The sequence below is a fragment of the Niallia yueguangensis genome (assembly GCF_052663115.1).
In genome coordinates, this window is record NZ_JBQTCX010000002.1 from 100,448 (window position 1) to 118,719 (window position 18,272).

The following is an 18,272-nucleotide window of genomic DNA, read 5'->3' on the forward strand; positions in this document are numbered from 1 at the left end:
AAACAAAGAAGAATTCTTTCTGCTTGGCTTATAGCATGTTATAGGAAGGTAGGCTTTTTTGATCTTATTATAAAAAAGAAGGTGTCAGCATATAAAAAGTATGTGACACCTTGATGTTTGAGTAGTTTCTTCTAATCCTTAATTCCATATGTTTGATCTATACCTAGAAAAAACTTGCTTCATACACCAAATTAGATCTTTTAAAAGAATAATTATTCATTTTTAATTGGAACATTCACCGTAAACGGTGATAATTCTTTTGTTTCAATAAAGCTTGAAAAGTTAAATTGGAGTATCGTATTTTCCAGTTGGAAGTTTTCTATTTTCTGTTCTCCATTAAGATGGAAAACCGATTGAAAATGAGCTGTTTTGTCATCTAGTAATGTTACTTTATTTCGGGAAACAGAATGATTTTCTGGGTAAATTTTATTCCTATAATTTTTATCTACCAATGTAAATTCATAAGCCAAGTTATTTTTTAGAATTCCCGATTTATGTTTACTTAACTTATCAGGAAGTCCGATAAATTGATAATCAAGAATCAATTTATCTCCTTCTTTTCTTACATCATTCACTTTTATTTCCATCTCTGTTCGTTTACTTTTCATTGTAAAAGATTTCGTATCCAATAATTGCTCTACATTCGGATCGGAAATAGAAAGAATCGGATAGAAAGTAAGAGAAGAAATATTTGAATGTAACTTACTCATCATCATTCTCACTGTTTTATGATAACCCTCCTGTTCTTTTGATTCAGAAAGTAACGTATCATTGCCAAAATAATAAATATTGCCTTTATCATCAACTGCTTTTTGTAGACGAATGTAATCGTTTTTATATGCCGATTCTCTTTCCATTATTAAGGATGAAGATGCTTTCGCGATAATAATTTCTTTTATACCAATCTGCATCTGCTCGCCTGGGTAAGTTTTCGTTTGCTTGATGGACAAAGTATGATATTTTTCTTGTGTAATTGGTATATTAAAATTCCAATCGCCTTTAATACCATTAATATAATGAATCGATATTGGAAGTGTAAGCTTTTCTTTAATCTCCTTATATGGATATTCCATTTGCCATTGAAAATTATATCCCTTTCCTTTTTTCCTAATGTCCGTACTTTTTCCATTTAACCATGGATCGTGATCTCCCTTATTGTTTTCGAAATTAACATCAAAACTTACTTCCCCTTCTTCATTGTGTCCCTTCCCCAAGTCCCCATTAACATATCCTGTAATGGAAACAACATTTCCATCAAAGTAGGCACTTGTTAACTTAACTGTTAAACCATTCTTTGTTATAGATTGGTTTAATTCAGTAACCAAGTTCTGTTTGGCTAAAGATAATCCCTGTGAATCTTCAAATTCTTGAAAAATTTCTCCGATAAAAGGAGCTTTTGCCAACACTCTACTCATACTCGGATTAATAAATCCAGATGTGAGGGTAGCCCCAAATAAGATCACAGCAGCGCTGGCACTAATTAGAATTCTTTTTTTAGTTGCATTAGAATTAGTCCTGCCTGCTCGTTTTAATCCTCTATCCATCGCATTAAAAACTTTATCCTTTGGTACGTTAATATTTTCAATTGCAGCTTTTAATTCCTTTTCATCCATGGATTTGTTCCTCCCTCTGATAGTATTTTTTTAAAGCTTCCTTCCCTCTACTTAAATATGTTTTTACCGTTCCTTCTGGTATTTCCATTATTTCACTAATTGTTTTAATAGAATAATCATGGTAGTAAAATAAAAAGATGGCCGTTCTATATTGTTCCTTCAGCATACCAATGGCATTTAATAGATAGATCGACTCCTCATAATTGGGGTTAATCTCCGATATTATATTACTCAGCATTTCCTCTGTTAGCGGAATTACCTTATCCCTCTTTTTTAATATTTGGCCTGCACAACGAATCACTATCTTTGTGAACCACGTCAAAAAGTACTCTGGATTTTTTAATGAATGGATCGACGTATATGCTTGATAAGTTGCCTCTTGAACAACATCTAAAGCATCCTCTTCTTTATGTACATATAAAAATGCAGTTCGGTAGATTTGTTCGTAGTGCTGCTTAATTAAGCTTTCAAAAGCTTTTTTATTTCCCTTAATTGCTTTTTTTATCATCCTATGATTCTCCATTTTCATCTCTATTCAACCCCCTTCATTCTATTAGTGGGATATAATACCTGAAAAAGTTTCAAAAAGTTATACTTTTTACAAAACCACATGAAAATAGCCTTCCAAAACTTAACTCCTACCATATTTTATTAACAAAAGTAGCTCTTCGAAATTTGGCGAATTTTAATAGATAGTATGAATAGCAAAAGTTGCACGTAAAGCTCCCTATCTCCCTTTGAAGTATGATGAGTAGTAACTTTATAAAACAAAAAGAAGCTGCTGGCTTCCAGGTGAAAAGGATGACGGCTGCTTACATAAATCTCAGTTCAGTTGAGGCAAAAATGGGCAAGCGCCCAGAGTTTTATCCTTGGAGCAGTTATCATATTTATCAGGATGAGATTACGTTTGTTCCTTTTTTTATGAGTTGTTATTCATCCCCTTTTAACAGCATGTAATTCGCGCAATTTTCTGAATGAAGCACACTGGCAATTGCAAATGAAATTTATTTATTACAGTTCATTTCCACGGTAAACGGTCGATAAATATTATATCAAGTTAATCTCGCTTTCCCCTCTAAACATGGTGAAAAACAGACTTTCTCATTGCTTCATTATTTTAACGCCTAAAAAGTCTGTGCAAAAACTGGAGATTGGCAACGACATAATAAACTTTTAGGGAGCGATACATATGATCAAGCAATCGCCAAGATCATCAAAACTCAGCTTACGGACCATTCAAATTTTATTAATGATTTCTGTAGTTCTTATTCCTAATATTTTCATCTTTTCCATTGTATATAAAGATGTCAATAAAGCTCTAAAAACAAGGTTGCATGAAGAAGCAACAAATAATGTGCAAATGCTTAATGATAATCTCACGGAGTTTATTCAAAAAGAGGCATTTACAGTAGAGAACGTAAGCAAAGAATTATCTAGTGATTTATCAAATGAAAAAGAAATTCGAAGCCTTCTAAAACATGTACAGGAAACAAATAATAGTGCGAGCGCCTTGACAATTATCAATAAAGATGGATATGCCCTGCGCTCCCCTATAATAGACAGCAGCAAGAAAAAGTATAAGCTGGAGTTTTGGTTCAACAAAGCAATTGAGAATCCTGAGAAAGTGATTATTACGCCTCCATTCACATCATCAGCAACAAACAAAACGGCCATCTTAATTACCAAAGCAACTCTTGATCGGAAAGCGGTAGTAGCGATGGATGTTGATATCAGTTCTTTGCAGGACATGGCGAATAAAGTAAGTGTGGGGAAAAATGGCTATGCTTTTCTCTTGGATGGAGGGGGAAACTGGATTGCTGACCCGATCGCAAAAGCAGGAGACCATGTAAATCAAGATTTATGGAATCTCTTGTCCAAAAACAAAGACGGCATGTTTAAAGATCCTGAACCAGGCAAAGACAATACAATTTTTTATGTGACGAATCCCTTAACTGACTGGAAAATAGGAGGTATAATGGTCAATCGGGATGTCAGTGCAATCATCGATCCATTGCTGTTGAAGCTGTTCTTCATTGCGCTAGCATTGCTGATGGTATTCCTAAGCATCGCACTCGTTTATGTAAGCAAAAAAATAATTAATCCTCTTCAGCAATTTGTAGCGTTATTTGCTCAAGTCAGCGAAGGAAACCTAAGCAAACGAATAGGCAAACAGGTGGCTGTCAATCGTGAATTTGCGAATTTAGGCAATGCCGCAAACCAAATGATGGACAACTTAAAAGATCTTGTTGACCAAATTAATCAAAAATCAGAGACTTTAGCGGCATCCTCTCAAGAATTAACGGCTTCCATCGAAGAAAATAAAGCAACAGGGGCTGAAATTACGAACTCCATTCAAGAAATAGCCGTTGGAGCCAATGATTCAGCGGAAAAAATTGAGCAGACGAATGAGTTTTCGGAAACGATTTCCCAGCAGCTGGAATTAATGACAAGGAATGCAGATTCTCTGAGCGGCGCCTCGTCAAATGCCGTTCATAAAGTCGGCGATGGCAAAAAAGCCTTGCAGGAAACAGTAAAGAAAATGCAGGATATTCAAGACACGCAACAAAATGTCACCGTGTCCTTTGATGATTTGCTGCAGCAAGTAAGCAGTATTGGAAAGATGAACAGGCTAATTGATGAAATTGCCGCACAAACACATTTGCTTTCCTTAAACGCTGCCATTGAAGCAGCGCGTGTCGGAGAAGAAGGCAAAGGCTTTGCCGTAGTTGCCGATGAAATTCGTAAACTGGTAAGCGAATCAGCTGATTCAACCAAACAAATTTCCGAAGTCATCCACTCCATACAGGCGAAATCGAAAGCAGTGATGCAGTCAATGGAACATGGAACGATGGAAGTAGAGAAAGGCATAGCAGCAGTCCACCAAACGGAAGCATCATTCGGAGACATTGAATCATCGATGAACACTGTCTTCATAGAAATTACAGATGTGACCCAGTCCATCAAAACCATCTTCAGAGAAATGGAGCATGTCAATACTGCATTAAGCAATCTTTCTCAATTTTCTTCGGAGGCGAGCGCTAATTCTGAAAATGTATCCGCCGCAACAGAAGAACAACTAGCTGCGATGGAAGAAATCTCCGCCAGCGCGACAATCTTATCGGAAATGGCTGAAGACTTGCAGAAGCTAGTTTCTGTCTTTAACGTCAATGAGTCGTAAGTAGATCATCACATTATTTTTTATCCTACTTATAGCAACAGGGCTGTCCAAAAGTCAAATTTCTGGACAGCCCGCTGTGAGGGTGGTTGGTTGTTACTCTTCTTTCCAGTTTAGGAAGGGAGGTGATAATCATGGAAAACATTTCTTGAATATATACGGGAGATTTTGAAAGGAATTGTACGAGAAATAACTGCTTATACCTTTCGGAAAAACGTACTAGAAAACAAGAAAACCACCCTATGCCGTCGCAAGCAAAAGGGTGGTTCCTCGAAAAACGAACAAGTAATTTTGACAACCATCACCCTGACGGTAGAGGTTGCAGGGAGAAGTGTTAGCAGCATTTCTCTTTTTATTATATGTTCATTATACATAAAGATATACTTGATTTCAATTTGGCGCCTGACTCCGGTTACTGGTAGAGGTGCGGATTTCGCATGATACGGAATCGATGGAATATTTTTTTGAGAAAGTTCTTTAATGTATAAAACATACTTGACAGATTGGTATACTAATATTATTATTCTTTTAATACTTAATTTTTAACTTGTTAAGACTTCTTAGTGAAAGAGAGACGATGCCCTACATATTTCATCATAATATGCTTGATAGGAAAAGATATGTTTATAATTTTTTTTTACACTAAAACAGAGTATTTTTATAGGAATAATAGAATTATGTATTAAATGCTAACAAGAGAAAATGGGGGAAAAGAAAATGAGAAAATGGTTAGTTAGTATACTTACGGTAGTATTAGTGCTAGTTGTGTCTGCATGTGGATCAAAAGATACAAACGGTACAGCAGGAGATAGTAATAAAGTAACGGTCGGTTCATCGGGATCTGATGCACAAGCGTGGCAATTCATTGCGAAGTCTGATGCTGCTAAAAAAGCAGGACTTGATATTACTGTAAAAGAATTCAGTGATGGTCTTCAAATTAACAATGCCACAGCGGATGGTTTAGTTGATGTGAATGCTTTCCAATCGCTATCCTATTTTCAAGATTATAACAAGCAAAAAGATAACGCACTTGTTGCCATCTCTACAACATATCTAGAGCCAATGGGGATTTACTCTCAAAAAGTAAAATCTATTGATAAAATACCAAATGGTGCAGAAGTAGCGATTCCTAACGATGCAGCTAATACCGCTCGTGCATTACGCGTGTTAAAAGCAGCAGGATTAATTACATTAAAACCTGACTTTAATTCTTTCTCTGGTGTGAACAGTATCGCAAGTAATCCTAAAAACCTAAAGTTTACGGAAGTAGATGGAAAAACGACTGCACGCGTGTTACCAGATGTAGACTTAGCTTTAGTTGGTAATAGTGTCGCATTAGACGCTGGTCTAAACTCTGTGAAAGATTCTATCTATCATGAAGAAATCAATCAAGATACAGAAGCAAACATTAATATTCTAGTAACAAAAAAAGGTCGTGAAAATGATAAAACCCTAGCAAAACTACATGACCTTTACCATACAAAAGAAGTACAAGATTATATTAAAAAAGAATTTGGTGGCACAAAAATCCCTGTTGATAAACCAGTAAATAGTATTATCGATAATAAATAATGTATAAGTATTTACTAATGAAAGATAAGTAAAGTATAGGAGATTAGAAGGTCCAATATCACAATTGGACCTTCTAATCTCCTATTTTCATTCAGGCTCTGTTAAAGGATAATGTTGATTAGTTTAAAACAAGACTAGATATGGATGCAGGCTGTGAAGAAAAAATAGATTGGGAATTTATCAAATGGGTGTGGAACTACCCAAAAAAGAGAAAGCCGATGATGATGAAAAAGGTAGGCTGTTTTCTAAAAGTTTGTTGTTTTTGAATAAATAATAAACATTGCTGAAGCACTGAGCAGCCTGAATACACGTAGACTCCTGTGGGAATGCGAGAAAGACGAGACCCCACAGGAGCGTATGCGACGAGGAGGCTCGACGCTCGCCCACGGAAAGCGAAGTGTATTCAGGCTGCGGGTTACATAACAACAAAGAGCGGAAAAGTTAAAACAAATGGAGCAAGATAAACAAGTAAATCTACTTACGCAATAACAAAGAAGTACAACAGTTTCTAGAACAAATAAGGTCAGCAACTTTTAGTGAAAAATCCACATAGTTATTTAACAGAGCCAATAAAAAAAGCAAGTCCATCAAAATGGACTTGCCCAGAGTGTCGAAAAAGTAAGACTGCAAACTTTCAGGCTGATTGAAAACGTTTGTCTATCGAGGAACGACCCTTTTTGAGGAGCGGCGGGCAACAGGACGTTGGTCAGAACGACGTTGTCACAGGACGTGACGTACTTAGTCGTTCATCCTCTTTTACCTAGTAATGAGCACCGCAAAAAACGGGGAGTGACGAAGAGAGCGAACGTTTTTCAACAGCCTGAGCAAGTCCATCAAAATGGACTTGCCTTCCTATTATCGGCGTCTAATTTTCTTAGCAATTAAGTTACCCGATGATTGTAGTGCTTGTACGATAATGACAAGTGCGATTACTGTTACGATCATCGTTGGTGTGTCAAAACGTTGGTAACCATATGTTAAAGCAAGGTCACCTACACCACCAGCACCAACAGCTCCAGCCATTGCAGATGCACCAACTAATCCAATCGTTGCAGTTGTGAACGTTAGGATAAGAGAGCTTAGTCCTTCTGGTAATAAGAAACGGTAAATGATTTGCCAAGTTGTTGCACCCATTGCTTCAGCCGCTTCAATAATTCCCTTATCGATTTCAAGTAAAGAGTTTTCTACTAAACGTGAAATGTAAGGTGCTGCATAACAAACAAGTGGAACGATTGCTGCTTCTATACCGATCGCTCTACCTACGATAAAACGAGTAAATGGAATAAGTGCAACTAACAAAATAATAAACGGTACGGATCTTAAAATATTAATAATAGGATTCAGGATGTTAAACACCCATCTATTGCTTAAAATATGTCCTTTTCTAGTGATTACTAGAAGAACCCCTAATGGAAGACCAATTAATGCTGAAAACAGTAAGGAAAATGCTACCATGTAAAGTGTATCCCCGAACCCTTGGATTAATTGATCTAATGAAATGCCCATTCCGAATAAGTTATTTTCATTGCCCATTTGCTACAACCTCCTGTAGGGATACATTTTCATCTTTCGCAAATTGATATGCTTTTGTAATTTCGTCTTGTTCTCCAGTAACATCTACAATTAAATTACCAAACGGTGTATCTTGAATTTCCGAGATGTTTGCCGATAGTACACTTATATCTACATCAAATTTTTTCGCAAGTGTAGAAAGCAAAGGTCTACCAGAAGACGTACCGATAAAGTTAATTTTCCAAATGCTTTTCTTACTTGCATGTAATTCATTTAAGATGCTCTGTGGTACTTCATCGTGAATAACCGTTCGTACAAAGTTCTTTGCAATTGTACTTTGAGGATTAGAGAAAATATCAAATACGGAACCATTTTCAACAACTTTTCCATATTCCATTACAGCTACTTTATTACAAATTTCACGAATTACAGACATTTCATGTGTAATTAAAAGAATCGTAATGTTATATTCTGCATTGATCTTTTTCAGTAATTGCAATACTTCACTTGTTGTCTGTGGATCAAGTGCAGACGTTGCTTCATCACATAATAGAATGGAAGGGTTTGTAGCAAGCGCTCTTGCGATTCCGATCCGCTGTTTTTGACCACCAGACAATTGATCTGGGTAATTTTTCGCCTTATCTGCTAAACCGACAAATTCTAGAAGCTCTGATACACGTGCTTTAATTTTTGCTTTTGGCGTTCTACTTAGGACAAGTGGCATTGCGATATTATCAAAAACCGTTTTAGAGTTTAATAGATTAAAATGTTGAAATATCATACCAATTTTTTTCTTCTCTTGGCGTAACTTACTCGGTTTTAAGGAAGCTAAGTTTATACCATTAACAAGTACGGCTCCTTCAGATGGACGTTCCAATAAATTTACCATTCGGATGAGTGTACTTTTACCAGCACCACTATAACCAATTACACCATATATATCTCCTTGTTCTACCTTGAGGTTAATCCCAGTTAAAGCTTCTATTTGTTGTTTATTTGATTGAAACACCTTTTTTACATCTTTAAATTCAATCACAATAAAACCTCCTTTAATTTTGTTCTAAAAAAACCTCTTCTGTTTGTAGTCAGAAGAGGCAAGCATGTAAGATTGATTCCTATGTATCATCAGTCATTATATGTGTATTTGCGTCTTCTCATCTTTCAAACAGCTGTTTGATGGAGTTAGTACAGTATTTATCTATTAGAGAAACCTGCTGCCGATGCTTCATGGGGCCAAATTCCTCCACATCTCTAGATAAGAATAAATGTATTATGTGATTCCTAATATATCGGCAATTTTTAACAATGTCAACCCGATAATTCCCATGAAAAAAGTTGGTTATTATAAAAGCAGGATTTTTTTATAAATGTAAAATGGGATAAACCCTTGGTAGAACTATGTTTACCGAATATTTCGCTGTACCGAAAACTAAAAATGAAAATAGTAATAATCGCATCAATTACTACTATTTTCAATAATTAGTAATTGACTTAAAGAAGAGAGGATTGTATAGTTACCATTATTCTAAGTTTTTGAAAAATATAACAGCTTATCGAGAGAAGTTGAGGGACCAGCCCAATGACACTTCGGCAACAGACTTTTTCATGAAAAAGCACTGTGCTAATTCCAGCAGGTTGTACCTGATAGAATAAGAAGGGTGTACTCTCATACGAGTCTTTCTCTTCTTATTTTCATCCCCCAACTTTTCTAAATTAGGAGAATTGGAAAGCCTTCTCCTGAACAATACTAATCTATTGAAAGTAGGTTAAGAAAATATGACACAATCAAGGCAAATCAAACTTGCTGCTTATTTGGTAGGAACAGGGATGCACATTGCTTCATGGCGTCACCCACATGCAAAACGTAATGCTAGTATTGATATTGACTACTATCAAGATCTTGCGAAAAAAGCAGAGGAAGGGAAGTTTGATGTTGCGTTTATCGCGGACAGTTTAGCCATTAATAGTGAATCGCATCCAAATATCCTCAACAGATTTGAACCAATTACGTTGATTACTGCACTCGCAAATGCAACGAAGAAAATTGGCGTTGTTGCGACAGCTTCTACGTCTTACATTGAACCATTTAACCAAGCGAGACTTTTTGCTTCTGTTGACCATATTAGTAAAGGTCGCGCTGGCTGGAACGTTGTCACGACAAGAGATTTATCTGGCAACACGGCACGGAACTTTAGTAAACAAGAACATTATGAACATGATTATCGTTACGAAAGAGCGGAAGAATTTCTAGACGTTGTGTTTGGTCTATGGCAGTCGTGGGAAAAAGATGCCTTTATTCAAAATAAAGAGACAGCTACATTTTATGATCGTAGTAAATTACATACGCTGAATCATAAAGGAGAATTCTTTCAAGTGGAAGGCCCATTAAATATTGGTCCATCGCCACAAGGTAGACCCGTGATTTTTCAAGCAGGTTCATCTCCAGCTGGTCAGCGACTCGCAGCAAGATCTGCAGACGTTATATTTACCCATCAATTCGATTATGAAAAAGGTCAACTGTTTTATAAAAATATAAAACAACAAATTGCAGATGCAGGTAGGAATCCGGACGATGTATATATTCTACAAGCAATATCGCCTATTATCGGAGACACCTTAGCAGAAGCGAAACAAAAGAAAGCAGATCTAGATGCGCTCATTACCGATGAACAAGTACTGTTATTTTTACAAGATTACTTTCATGGGAAGGTTGATTTCCACGGAGCAAGTGCAAATGAACCGGCATTGTCTTTTGGTTTAGATACGTTACAGGGCGTTCGTTATGAATTTAGAGAAAGATTCCAAAAAGATTTACTTAGTGCAAATCCAACACTAAGAGAGTTATATTCTTGGTTAACTGGCAGTAAAGAGATCGATGCGCTAGTAGGAACACCAGAACAAATTGCAAATGAATTGATTCGTTGGTTTGAAGGGCGTGTCGCAGATGGATTTATGCTCATGACGCCATTATTATCAGACGGCTTAGATGAATTTGTAGACAAAGTAGTACCATTGTTACAAGAAAAAGGATTATTCCGCACTGAATATGAAGGGAATACGCTAAGAGAACATTTTGGCATTCCATTTCCATTACAGACTACAAACAAACAGAGTGAGGTAAAGACAAATGAAATTTAAAAAGTTAGCTATTATTTTTTTAATTATATCCCTACTATCCTTATCGGCTTGCTCAAGTAAAAGTAGTTCAGAAGATAAGCCAGTTGTGATAGGAACAACAGAAGCGCAGTTAGATCTATGGAATTTTGTAAAAGAAAGAGCGAAGAAACAAAATATTGAGATTGATGTCAAAGTACTTACTGGGAACGTAGACATTGACCAATTAACGGCAGATGGTGAAGTGGACGCAAATGCATTTCAACATATGGCATATTTGTATAGCTGGAATAAACTTAAAAATCAGGATCTAGTTCCCGTCGGTTCTACTATAATTGCACCACTTGGCATTTATTCTAAAAAGATAAAAAATCTGAAGCACTTAAAAGATGGAGCAGAAATCGCAGTTCCTAATGATGATAGTAACTGGCCTCGCGCACTTGTTTTATTGCAAAGTGCAGGATTAATTAAGCTGAAGGATGATTTTGATGGAAAAGGCGGAGACGATAAAATCAAAGAAAATCCGAAACATATAAAAATTACGCCAATGCAAAGTGCGACGTTGCCACGTGTACTTGATGATGTCGATGCGGCAGTTATTATTAATGGCACAGCATTGCAAGCAGGCTATCCTTTAAGTACATCCCTTTTCCATGAGGATAAACAAGCAACGCCATATATAAATGTCATTGCGACAAAGAAGAAAAATCAAGATAATACGCAATTAAAGAAAGTGGCAGAAATCTTCCATTCTAAAGAAGTAAGAGAGTTTATCGATCAAAAATATAAAGGTAATTTTATCCATGTTACTCGTCCTATTGATGAAGTGATCAAAGACTATGAAAATAATTTTGTAAAATAAGAAGGGATAGATAGTAACATGCAACCTACATTTAGTATTTTGGATCAAAGTATTATTGGTCACGGTGATACAGCAAGTGAAGCTTTATCTCAAACGATCTCGCTTGCCAAATTAGCGGAGTCTTTAGGGTATCATCGGTTTTGGGTGGCGGAGCATCATGATACAAATGAAGTGGCGGGTACTTCTCCTGAAGTTTTAATTGCTTATATTCTAGCTGTCACGAGCAATATTCGCGTAGCATCTGGGGGCGTGATGCTTCAGCACTATAGTCCTTATAAAGTCGCAGAAAATTTCGGAGTGCTAGCAAACCTTGCACCAGGCCGTGTTGATTTAGGAGTTGGGCGCTCACCAGGTGGTTTGCCGAGAGCAACGAAGGCACTGCAAGGGATAAACGCTGAAAAGAATGAATCTCTTTTTGAAAAAACGCAGCAGTTAAAGGATTTTTTATATGATACTTTATCTACTGACGATCCTTTATCAGGAGTAAAAGCTTACCCCCGACCAACAACAAAAATACCGTTGTATCAGTTGGGTGCCAGTGTTTCAAGTGCAGTGTCTGCTGCAGAGTTAGGTTTGGCTTACGTGTTCGCTCAATTTGTAAATGGAGATCCGGATACATTAGATGAAGCAATACGAGCATACCAAGAGAAGTATGAAGAGAAATGGCATAAAAAAGGATCGCTTTCGCTTGCAGTTACGGTTGTGGTGGCAGATACTGAAGAGGAGGCGGAACGACTCGCAAGTGAATTAGAGACAGTGAAGCTTCACTTTGAAAATGGCAAAGTTCTAACGATTAGTAATTTGAAAAACGCAGAAGCATATCGTGCGGAAACAGATGAGTCCTTTACGATTGAATTAGTAGAGGCGAAGCACGTGATTAAAGGAACGAAGGCGCAAGTTGCGGAGAAAATTCGTGCGCTTGCGACAAAATATGATGTAACGGAATTTATTATTCATACTCCTTTAAAAAATTATGAGAAAAGACGTTATTCTTATGCGCAATTAGCAGATGCTTTTTCATTAGGGCATTTTTCGCAAGTATAAGGTATCATTAACGTATTAAAGGAGGAACAATTATGACATTAACGTATCGCGTCGCTACTTTGGAAGATGCAAAAAGCTTGTTATCGTTGTCGCACAGATCATATGAGCCGATTCGTAAACTCGGCTTACCTTTTCCAGCAGCAACGGCAAGTTTATCATTTGTAGAAGAAAATATTACGAAAAACACAACTTATATCGCAGAAAAAGACGGGAATATCGTCGCAACGGTTACATTAAAGTTTCCGTGGAATGATCCGAATGTCCCGTTTAGTTATCCATATTTTTGGTGGTTAGCGGTCGATCCAGATTACAAAAATCAAGGGATTGCTGCTACTGTTTTAACGTATATAGAAGAAACAATCGCAAGAGATACGCTGAAAGCCCCAGGAATAACATGTAATACGTCGGAGGATCATCCTTGGTTAATCGACTTGTATTTGCGGAGAGGATACGAACGAGTTGGCAAATTGTATTACGGTGAAAATGGTGAAGGCACGTATATGAGAAAAATCCTGAATCCGCATTTAGTGAAGGAAAAGGATGAAGATTTAAATTTCGTGATTTCTTATCGGTAAGGAAAAAGGCAATGCTCAAGTCGTGGGTATTGCCTTTTTGGATGGGATTACTCTAGGTCGCAGGGACACCCCGAAACACCTCAAAGTTTGTCTATTATTAACAGATAGAGTACCCGCATAAGAAAAAGCATATATAAAAACAAGTATAGAAGCAGTGGATTTCGCAAGTGAAATCTCACTGCTTTTCGCATTTTATCAGGTGAAATGGTGTAAAGTTTTTAAAACTAAATGGAGTAATTCAAGCAACAAAAATATATACTTTATGAATTGCCTAATAATTGTACTTACCGATAGAGATTTTTATCTGTCGTTCTTTTTTTAAAAATTTTGATAGGATTGAATCATAAAAAACGTATTACTAATCAGTTACTGAATAATCAAGGAAGGAGGAGGGACCGAGTTGCGTGTTTTAGAAGAAAATGTTGTGCAACATATAAAGTTAAAAAATGAAGAGAGTATTAATTTTGTACTCCAAACATATGGAGGGCTGCTTAATGCTATTATTCGAAAATATCTTCAAGGAAATCAGCAGGACATCGAGGAATGTTTGGCTGATGTATTAGTTTCCATTTGGTTTCATATTCATTCATTTGACCCTGCTAAAAATGAATTTAAGCAGTGGATTGCCGCTATTGCTAAGTACAGAGCGATTGATTATGTCCGAAAGGCTGAAAAAGAAAAGAAATATGCAAGTAAATTTGAATGGGAAGATAAAATATCAGGTCAATCGGTTTTAGAACCATGTATGTTCGATATGGAAAGCATGTTAAATGAACTATCTGATGTGGAGCGGACTATTTTTGAAAAATATTATGTAGAGGGTGTACCTTCCAGAGAAATTGCCACTCATTTTCAAGCTAAGGAATCCTGGGTACATAATAAGCTATCTAGAGGAAGAAAGAAATTAAAAAGCATATTATTAAAAAATGAGGTGTAATGGTATGTCTATTTATAAAGAGCTTAATAATGTCAATTTAGATGTAAGTGAATTTGAGGAAATACCACTGTCAAAAAATGAACAAAAAAGAGTGTTAAAGCAAGCAAAAAATAAACTTTCTTTAAGAAAACCGAAGAAAAAGTGGATGAGAGCAGGTGTTGCGACTGCCGCTGTTTGTGTGCTTAGCTTATCGCTGACAATTAATAAAGAAACGATCGCAAGCGTGCCATTTATAGGCGAAGTGATTGAAAAATATATCAATTCAAATGAAGATCTTAATTATTCATCCTATAAAACCGCTATTAGGGAAACGGCTGAAAATGAACTCGGTAAATTAACTTTAAATGAAGTAATGTTGGATGACCGACAATTATTTTTAAGTTCCACATTCGAACCAGCAGACAATGTAGACTTTGACTATCAGACAAGTATTACCCCAAAAGTAAAGATCAACGGCAAGGATTATACGTTCACAACAGGAGGACAGTCTATTGAGATAAATAATACAATGTTTACGATTTATAACGATATTGATTTAAAGCAAGACATTGACACAGAAGATGTTAAAATTGAAATCAGCTATGACAATTGGAATTTTGACAAAGTGATTGAACAGCCTTGGACTTTTCATGTTGAAGTTTCACAGGCAAAGATATTAGCAGAGAAAAAAACGTTTGAAATGAATAAACCAATAAAGTTAAGTAATGGAGAAACGGTTATCATTCAAAAAGTAGTGACAACGCCAATTTCAACAACTGTTTATTATGATTTATCACAAAGTAAGAGTGAAGATATTTATTTTAACATCCAATCTGAGGAAGGAAAGGAAGAGGGACATAGGTCAGGTTTTACTTCTAATGATGTAGGTGCTGTGTCGGTCGTACGTTTTAATGGACTTTCACTTAAAGATAACAACTATTATTTAGTTCCTTTTGATTCTAACGGTAACAAGCTGAGCGAAGTATCTATTCCAATTAAGTAAATGATGAAGGCTATTGTATTTTATACCGTAGCCGAGGAAGAGAAAACTGTTATGATAATTAGGATTCTTTATAGCAGAAGAGATGGGCAGAATTTATTATAATATGAGTGCCTGAACCCGGTGCGGTAACACTTTAATAAGTTAATGTACTGGGACAGGCACTAGATTAAGGCACCCAATGGGTAGCTCTTTTTTCTTAAATCTCGTTAAAAACCTCTCTCATGAATATGTTAATAAGTGGAGCATTGAATGGATCTTCCACTTAAATCCTGAATACACATCCACGTTCGATACATTTGTTTTTCTAGGATGAAGGTGGATTCTGTTCTTAGGAGTTCCTGGCCGTTTTTAAAAACAATGATGGAGTGGTATTCTCTTGGTGTGGGTTTCGTTGGTTTTTGGATATGTTTTACATGGTGGTAGAAAATCCAACAGCAGTTAATCTGGCTTGGCGACTTGGTTGGGAAGGCGTAAATCTGCTTTGCTTCATCGATAGGAATAGGTAGTTTGTGTTTGGCTCCAAGGAGGTAGATGACATATACTCTGCGGCCTCTGTAGTCAGAGCCGCCTCTAATTGCTGCTTTTTGGATCAACTGCAGAGCTGTCTTTTTTACATACAGTTTTCGGTTTGTTTCGATTACGATTGTGTCGTATGCATGGTGGAACGCGGGAATTAGTGCCATTGTTTTTTCATTAATTTCATAATCGGATAAACTAGCGCTCATTGAATCATGCTCCTTTGTTTTATTTAATTTTTTCTTGTTGATATTTGTAGAATGTATGCCTGAAATGGATGGCGATCTTGAGGTGTAGTAAGTCCGTATAGATTCTCAGTTTTGAAAATTCAGAAAATAAAAGATGGATTAGTCCTCATTGTCATCTGATTTTTTCTTTCTTTTTAGTAAACTTTCAATAGGATCCAGCCGAAGTTCTATGCATAAAACAATAATCGTCAGAAAATATGGATTTGCTTGTCCCCGTTCAATTTTTCCTAAGTGGTTTGGTGTAATATTCACCCTTTCTGCAAGCTTTGTCAACGATAAATTTCTTTTCTTTCTAGCTGATCTCAGTGGATCCCCTGTGAATACATATTTTTTCACTATATCCTCCTCCTTTACCAATATTATCTAATGATAAAGTCATAATTTCTACATTCTAGTGGATTGAAATTGTTGACAATTTGTGAACAATTATACAAAAACAGGTCTTGAGACATAGTGATTTATTCTTAGTCAACCGTTGTCCCGATTTTAAGCAGAGAATTTTCTCGGTTTCTTGCAGTTTCTTGAGGGTTTTTTGGTTGTTGGCAGGGAGTTTTGGCTTTTTTCAGTACATTGATGGTACCTAGTAATAACAAGAAAAGCGCTTTTCTAGAAGGATAAGACAATGGAACTTGTTAGTTTTGAAAGTTTAGTAGAACAGTATACTCCGATAAGAAAAAAACTTCACCCTGCTCATGAAAGTCTTCTTTTCGTTTATTATGTTGCATATAGTGTAAAAAGGATAGAATCACAATCAAAGTGAACATTTCGCCATTTTCATTCTAGAGATGCTGCCATATGTGGATTTATTTTATGGGGTTGAAAAATGGTTAATTATTTAGGAAAGGATGTGTAGCAGCTAAATGGATTTAAATAAATTTATAAAAATATATCAAGAATTTTTACATGAATGTGAGCAAAAGGGATATATGAACGAGGTTCTAATTGAAGAATTTGGAAATTATCTCGTATCGATCAAAAATATGGATGGCATAGAAGTACAATTCTTTATTGAGTTGGATGTAGAAAATTCTGTGCAGCTTTATGATACAACTTATCAAACTAGGCTGAAGTATGGCGTGATAAGGAAAAAAGGTGAAGAAGAATCATTTTCGAAAAAAGTATTAGAGGCATTCCACCAGTGTTGGGCAAAACATTCACCGAAACGGAAATCGATCTTTATTCTTGGCTCTGTTAAACGATAAGGTTGTTTATAGGAAGGGAATCTGCGAGACTCCTGCGGAAAAACAGGCTGACAAGACCCCGAAGTGAGGTACGAACGAGGAGGCTTGCCAGTCTTTAAAACACTCCAAAATCAAAATCAGACAGACATTGTCTTCTTTTGCAGGGCATCAGAAAGGGCGCTGTAGGCGACAATCTTTCTTTTATATTGTTTAACGATATCTACACGGTCATTGTAGCGGAACACTAATACTATTATGTTTTTTCTGCCTTGTTTTGTGTTGATCATGATTGGAGTTCCGCCATTCTCAGGATGTAAATAGACATCTTCATTATAGCCTTTAAAGATCATATATTTTTCTAAAAAGGAAGCTTCGTTAAAGGAGTGGATCAGATTCCTTTTTTCTTCGCCTTTCAACTGTTTTCCATCAATGCTTATCGTACAATTTTCTTCGGTTAGTGTAGCATGTATGGCATATTTGCGGAGCAGCTTCTCCACAATACCTGTTGGTAGGCAGGTCATTAATACTTTAATTATGCATACAATCATGGTTGCAATAAAAACCGTCCAAGTCATTTTTCTTCATCCCCTATGATATATTAACATGTTATTAATATATCATAGGGGATGATACAGTAACAGGGATTTTACTAATTTTTGGTTACAGTGATGCCCAAAAATGCCTCAGAATTTGTTGAACATTAACAGCAACTTGATAAAATAAGTCTACTTTGTCTATAAGTATATTTTTTGCAAGAAAAAAAGGCTTTATATACAAGATTTCCATAATTTGTATATAAAGCCTTTTTTAAATACTTCTGTAAAAAGTCGATTTGTCACAAAAGCTCTTTCATTTCCTTCGTTAGCTCATTAAACCTCTTATCTAATTCTGCATACCTCTTGTCATTTGGCGTCATAAAGCTAAGTTATTAATTGGTTTCG

General features: G+C 36.2%; 17 protein-coding genes, 1 pseudogene and 2 riboswitches. Of the genes and pseudogenes, 10 read left to right on the forward strand and 8 right to left on the reverse strand.

Features of this window, described 5'->3' with window-relative positions:
• Positions 1 to 212: 212 nt before the first annotated feature.
• A complete protein-coding gene (locus tag ACTYA4_RS02145; RefSeq protein WP_445505447.1) occupies positions 213 to 1,613 on the reverse strand; it encodes a DUF4179 domain-containing protein in 1,401 nt (466 codons plus the stop codon).
• A complete protein-coding gene (locus tag ACTYA4_RS02150; RefSeq protein ID WP_445505448.1) occupies positions 1,606 to 2,142 on the reverse strand; it encodes a sigma-70 family RNA polymerase sigma factor in 537 nt (178 codons plus the stop codon). Before ACTYA4_RS02150 ends, ACTYA4_RS02145 begins: the two co-directional genes overlap by 8 nt.
• Positions 2,143 to 2,802: 660 nt before the next feature.
• Between ACTYA4_RS02150 and ACTYA4_RS02155 the strand changes: the two genes are divergently transcribed.
• Together ACTYA4_RS02155 and ACTYA4_RS02160 are read left to right on the forward strand one after the other, a co-directional pair.
• Positions 2,803 to 4,791: a methyl-accepting chemotaxis protein gene (locus ACTYA4_RS02155; protein WP_445505449.1), complete on the forward strand. Its 1,989-nt coding sequence runs from the start codon at positions 2,803 to 2,805 to the stop codon at positions 4,789 to 4,791.
• A 714-nt stretch (positions 4,792 to 5,505) separates the two neighbouring features.
• Positions 5,506 to 6,360 (forward strand): MetQ/NlpA family ABC transporter substrate-binding protein, encoded by an 855-nt coding sequence (locus ACTYA4_RS02160; protein WP_445505450.1) that lies wholly within the window; start codon positions 5,506 to 5,508, stop codon positions 6,358 to 6,360.
• A gap of 855 nt (positions 6,361 to 7,215) precedes the next feature.
• Here ACTYA4_RS02160 and ACTYA4_RS02165 read toward each other — a convergent pair.
• Both ACTYA4_RS02165 and ACTYA4_RS02170 read right to left on the reverse strand, forming a co-directional pair.
• Positions 7,216 to 7,866 carry a methionine ABC transporter permease gene (locus ACTYA4_RS02165; protein ID WP_443482666.1) on the reverse strand — a complete coding sequence of 217 codons (651 nt, stop codon included), beginning with the start codon at positions 7,864 to 7,866 and terminating at the stop codon, positions 7,216 to 7,218.
• Positions 7,867 to 7,882: 16 nt separating this feature from the next.
• Positions 7,883 to 8,908, reverse strand: a complete 1,026-nt coding sequence (locus tag ACTYA4_RS02170) for a methionine ABC transporter ATP-binding protein (protein ID WP_443482644.1) — start codon at positions 8,906 to 8,908, stop codon at positions 7,883 to 7,885.
• A 115-nt stretch (positions 8,909 to 9,023) separates the two neighbouring features.
• A riboswitch (SAM riboswitch) is annotated at positions 9,024 to 9,134 on the reverse strand.
• Between the two features lie 285 nt (positions 9,135 to 9,419).
• Positions 9,420 to 9,528: riboswitch (SAM riboswitch) on the forward strand.
• Positions 9,529 to 9,648: 120 nt separating this feature from the next.
• On the opposite strand from ACTYA4_RS02170, the gene ACTYA4_RS02175 reads away from it, so the two are divergent.
• The 6 genes from ACTYA4_RS02175 to ACTYA4_RS02200 all read left to right on the forward strand — a co-directional run bounded on the left by ACTYA4_RS02175 (position 9,649) and on the right by ACTYA4_RS02200 (position 15,386).
• Positions 9,649 to 11,010 (forward strand): LLM class flavin-dependent oxidoreductase, encoded by a 1,362-nt coding sequence (locus ACTYA4_RS02175; protein WP_445505451.1) that lies wholly within the window; start codon positions 9,649 to 9,651, stop codon positions 11,008 to 11,010.
• Positions 11,000 to 11,848 (forward strand): MetQ/NlpA family ABC transporter substrate-binding protein, encoded by an 849-nt coding sequence (locus ACTYA4_RS02180; protein ID WP_445505452.1) that lies wholly within the window; start codon positions 11,000 to 11,002, stop codon positions 11,846 to 11,848. The genes ACTYA4_RS02175 and ACTYA4_RS02180 overlap by 11 nt, the downstream gene beginning before the upstream one ends.
• Before the next feature lie 18 nt (positions 11,849 to 11,866).
• Positions 11,867 to 12,892, forward strand: a complete 1,026-nt coding sequence (locus tag ACTYA4_RS02185; protein ID WP_443482647.1) for an LLM class flavin-dependent oxidoreductase — start codon at positions 11,867 to 11,869, stop codon at positions 12,890 to 12,892.
• Positions 12,893 to 12,924: 32 nt separating this feature from the next.
• Positions 12,925 to 13,467, forward strand: a complete 543-nt coding sequence (locus tag ACTYA4_RS02190; RefSeq protein ID WP_443482648.1) for a GNAT family N-acetyltransferase — start codon at positions 12,925 to 12,927, stop codon at positions 13,465 to 13,467.
• Between the two features lie 400 nt (positions 13,468 to 13,867).
• Complete coding sequence (locus ACTYA4_RS02195) at positions 13,868 to 14,404, forward strand: sigma-70 family RNA polymerase sigma factor (protein WP_445505453.1); 537 nt, start codon at positions 13,868 to 13,870, stop codon at positions 14,402 to 14,404.
• A gap of 4 nt (positions 14,405 to 14,408) precedes the next feature.
• Positions 14,409 to 15,386, forward strand: a complete 978-nt coding sequence (locus tag ACTYA4_RS02200; protein ID WP_445505454.1) for a DUF4179 domain-containing protein — start codon at positions 14,409 to 14,411, stop codon at positions 15,384 to 15,386.
• Between the two features lie 230 nt (positions 15,387 to 15,616).
• Here ACTYA4_RS02200 and ACTYA4_RS02205 read toward each other — a convergent pair whose 3' ends face one another.
• Positions 15,617 to 16,111, reverse strand: a complete 495-nt coding sequence (locus ACTYA4_RS02205) for a competence protein ComK (protein WP_443482651.1) — start codon at positions 16,109 to 16,111, stop codon at positions 15,617 to 15,619.
• Between the two features lie 138 nt (positions 16,112 to 16,249).
• Positions 16,250 to 16,486, reverse strand: a complete 237-nt coding sequence (locus tag ACTYA4_RS02210; protein ID WP_443482652.1) for a helix-turn-helix domain-containing protein — start codon at positions 16,484 to 16,486, stop codon at positions 16,250 to 16,252.
• Between the two features lie 286 nt (positions 16,487 to 16,772).
• Between ACTYA4_RS02210 and ACTYA4_RS02215 the strand changes: the two genes are divergently transcribed.
• Both ACTYA4_RS02215 and ACTYA4_RS02220 read left to right on the forward strand, forming a co-directional pair.
• The gene (locus ACTYA4_RS02215) at positions 16,773 to 16,910 is read left to right on the forward strand and encodes a hypothetical protein (RefSeq protein ID WP_443482653.1); all 138 of its coding nucleotides are present in this window, start codon (positions 16,773 to 16,775) and stop codon (positions 16,908 to 16,910) included.
• A 100-nt stretch (positions 16,911 to 17,010) separates the two neighbouring features.
• On the forward strand, positions 17,011 to 17,352 hold the full coding sequence (locus ACTYA4_RS02220; protein ID WP_443482654.1) for a hypothetical protein: 342 nt from the start codon (positions 17,011 to 17,013) through the stop codon (positions 17,350 to 17,352).
• Positions 17,353 to 17,468: 116 nt separating this feature from the next.
• On the opposite strand, the gene ACTYA4_RS02225 is transcribed toward ACTYA4_RS02220, so the two are convergent.
• Complete coding sequence (locus ACTYA4_RS02225) at positions 17,469 to 17,906, reverse strand: YfmQ family protein (RefSeq protein WP_443482655.1); 438 nt, start codon at positions 17,904 to 17,906, stop codon at positions 17,469 to 17,471.
• Between the two features lie 260 nt (positions 17,907 to 18,166).
• A pseudogene (locus ACTYA4_RS02230) lies at positions 18,167 to 18,256 on the reverse strand (hypothetical protein); the annotation flags it as partial.
• Positions 18,257 to 18,272: the final 16 nt, after the last annotated feature.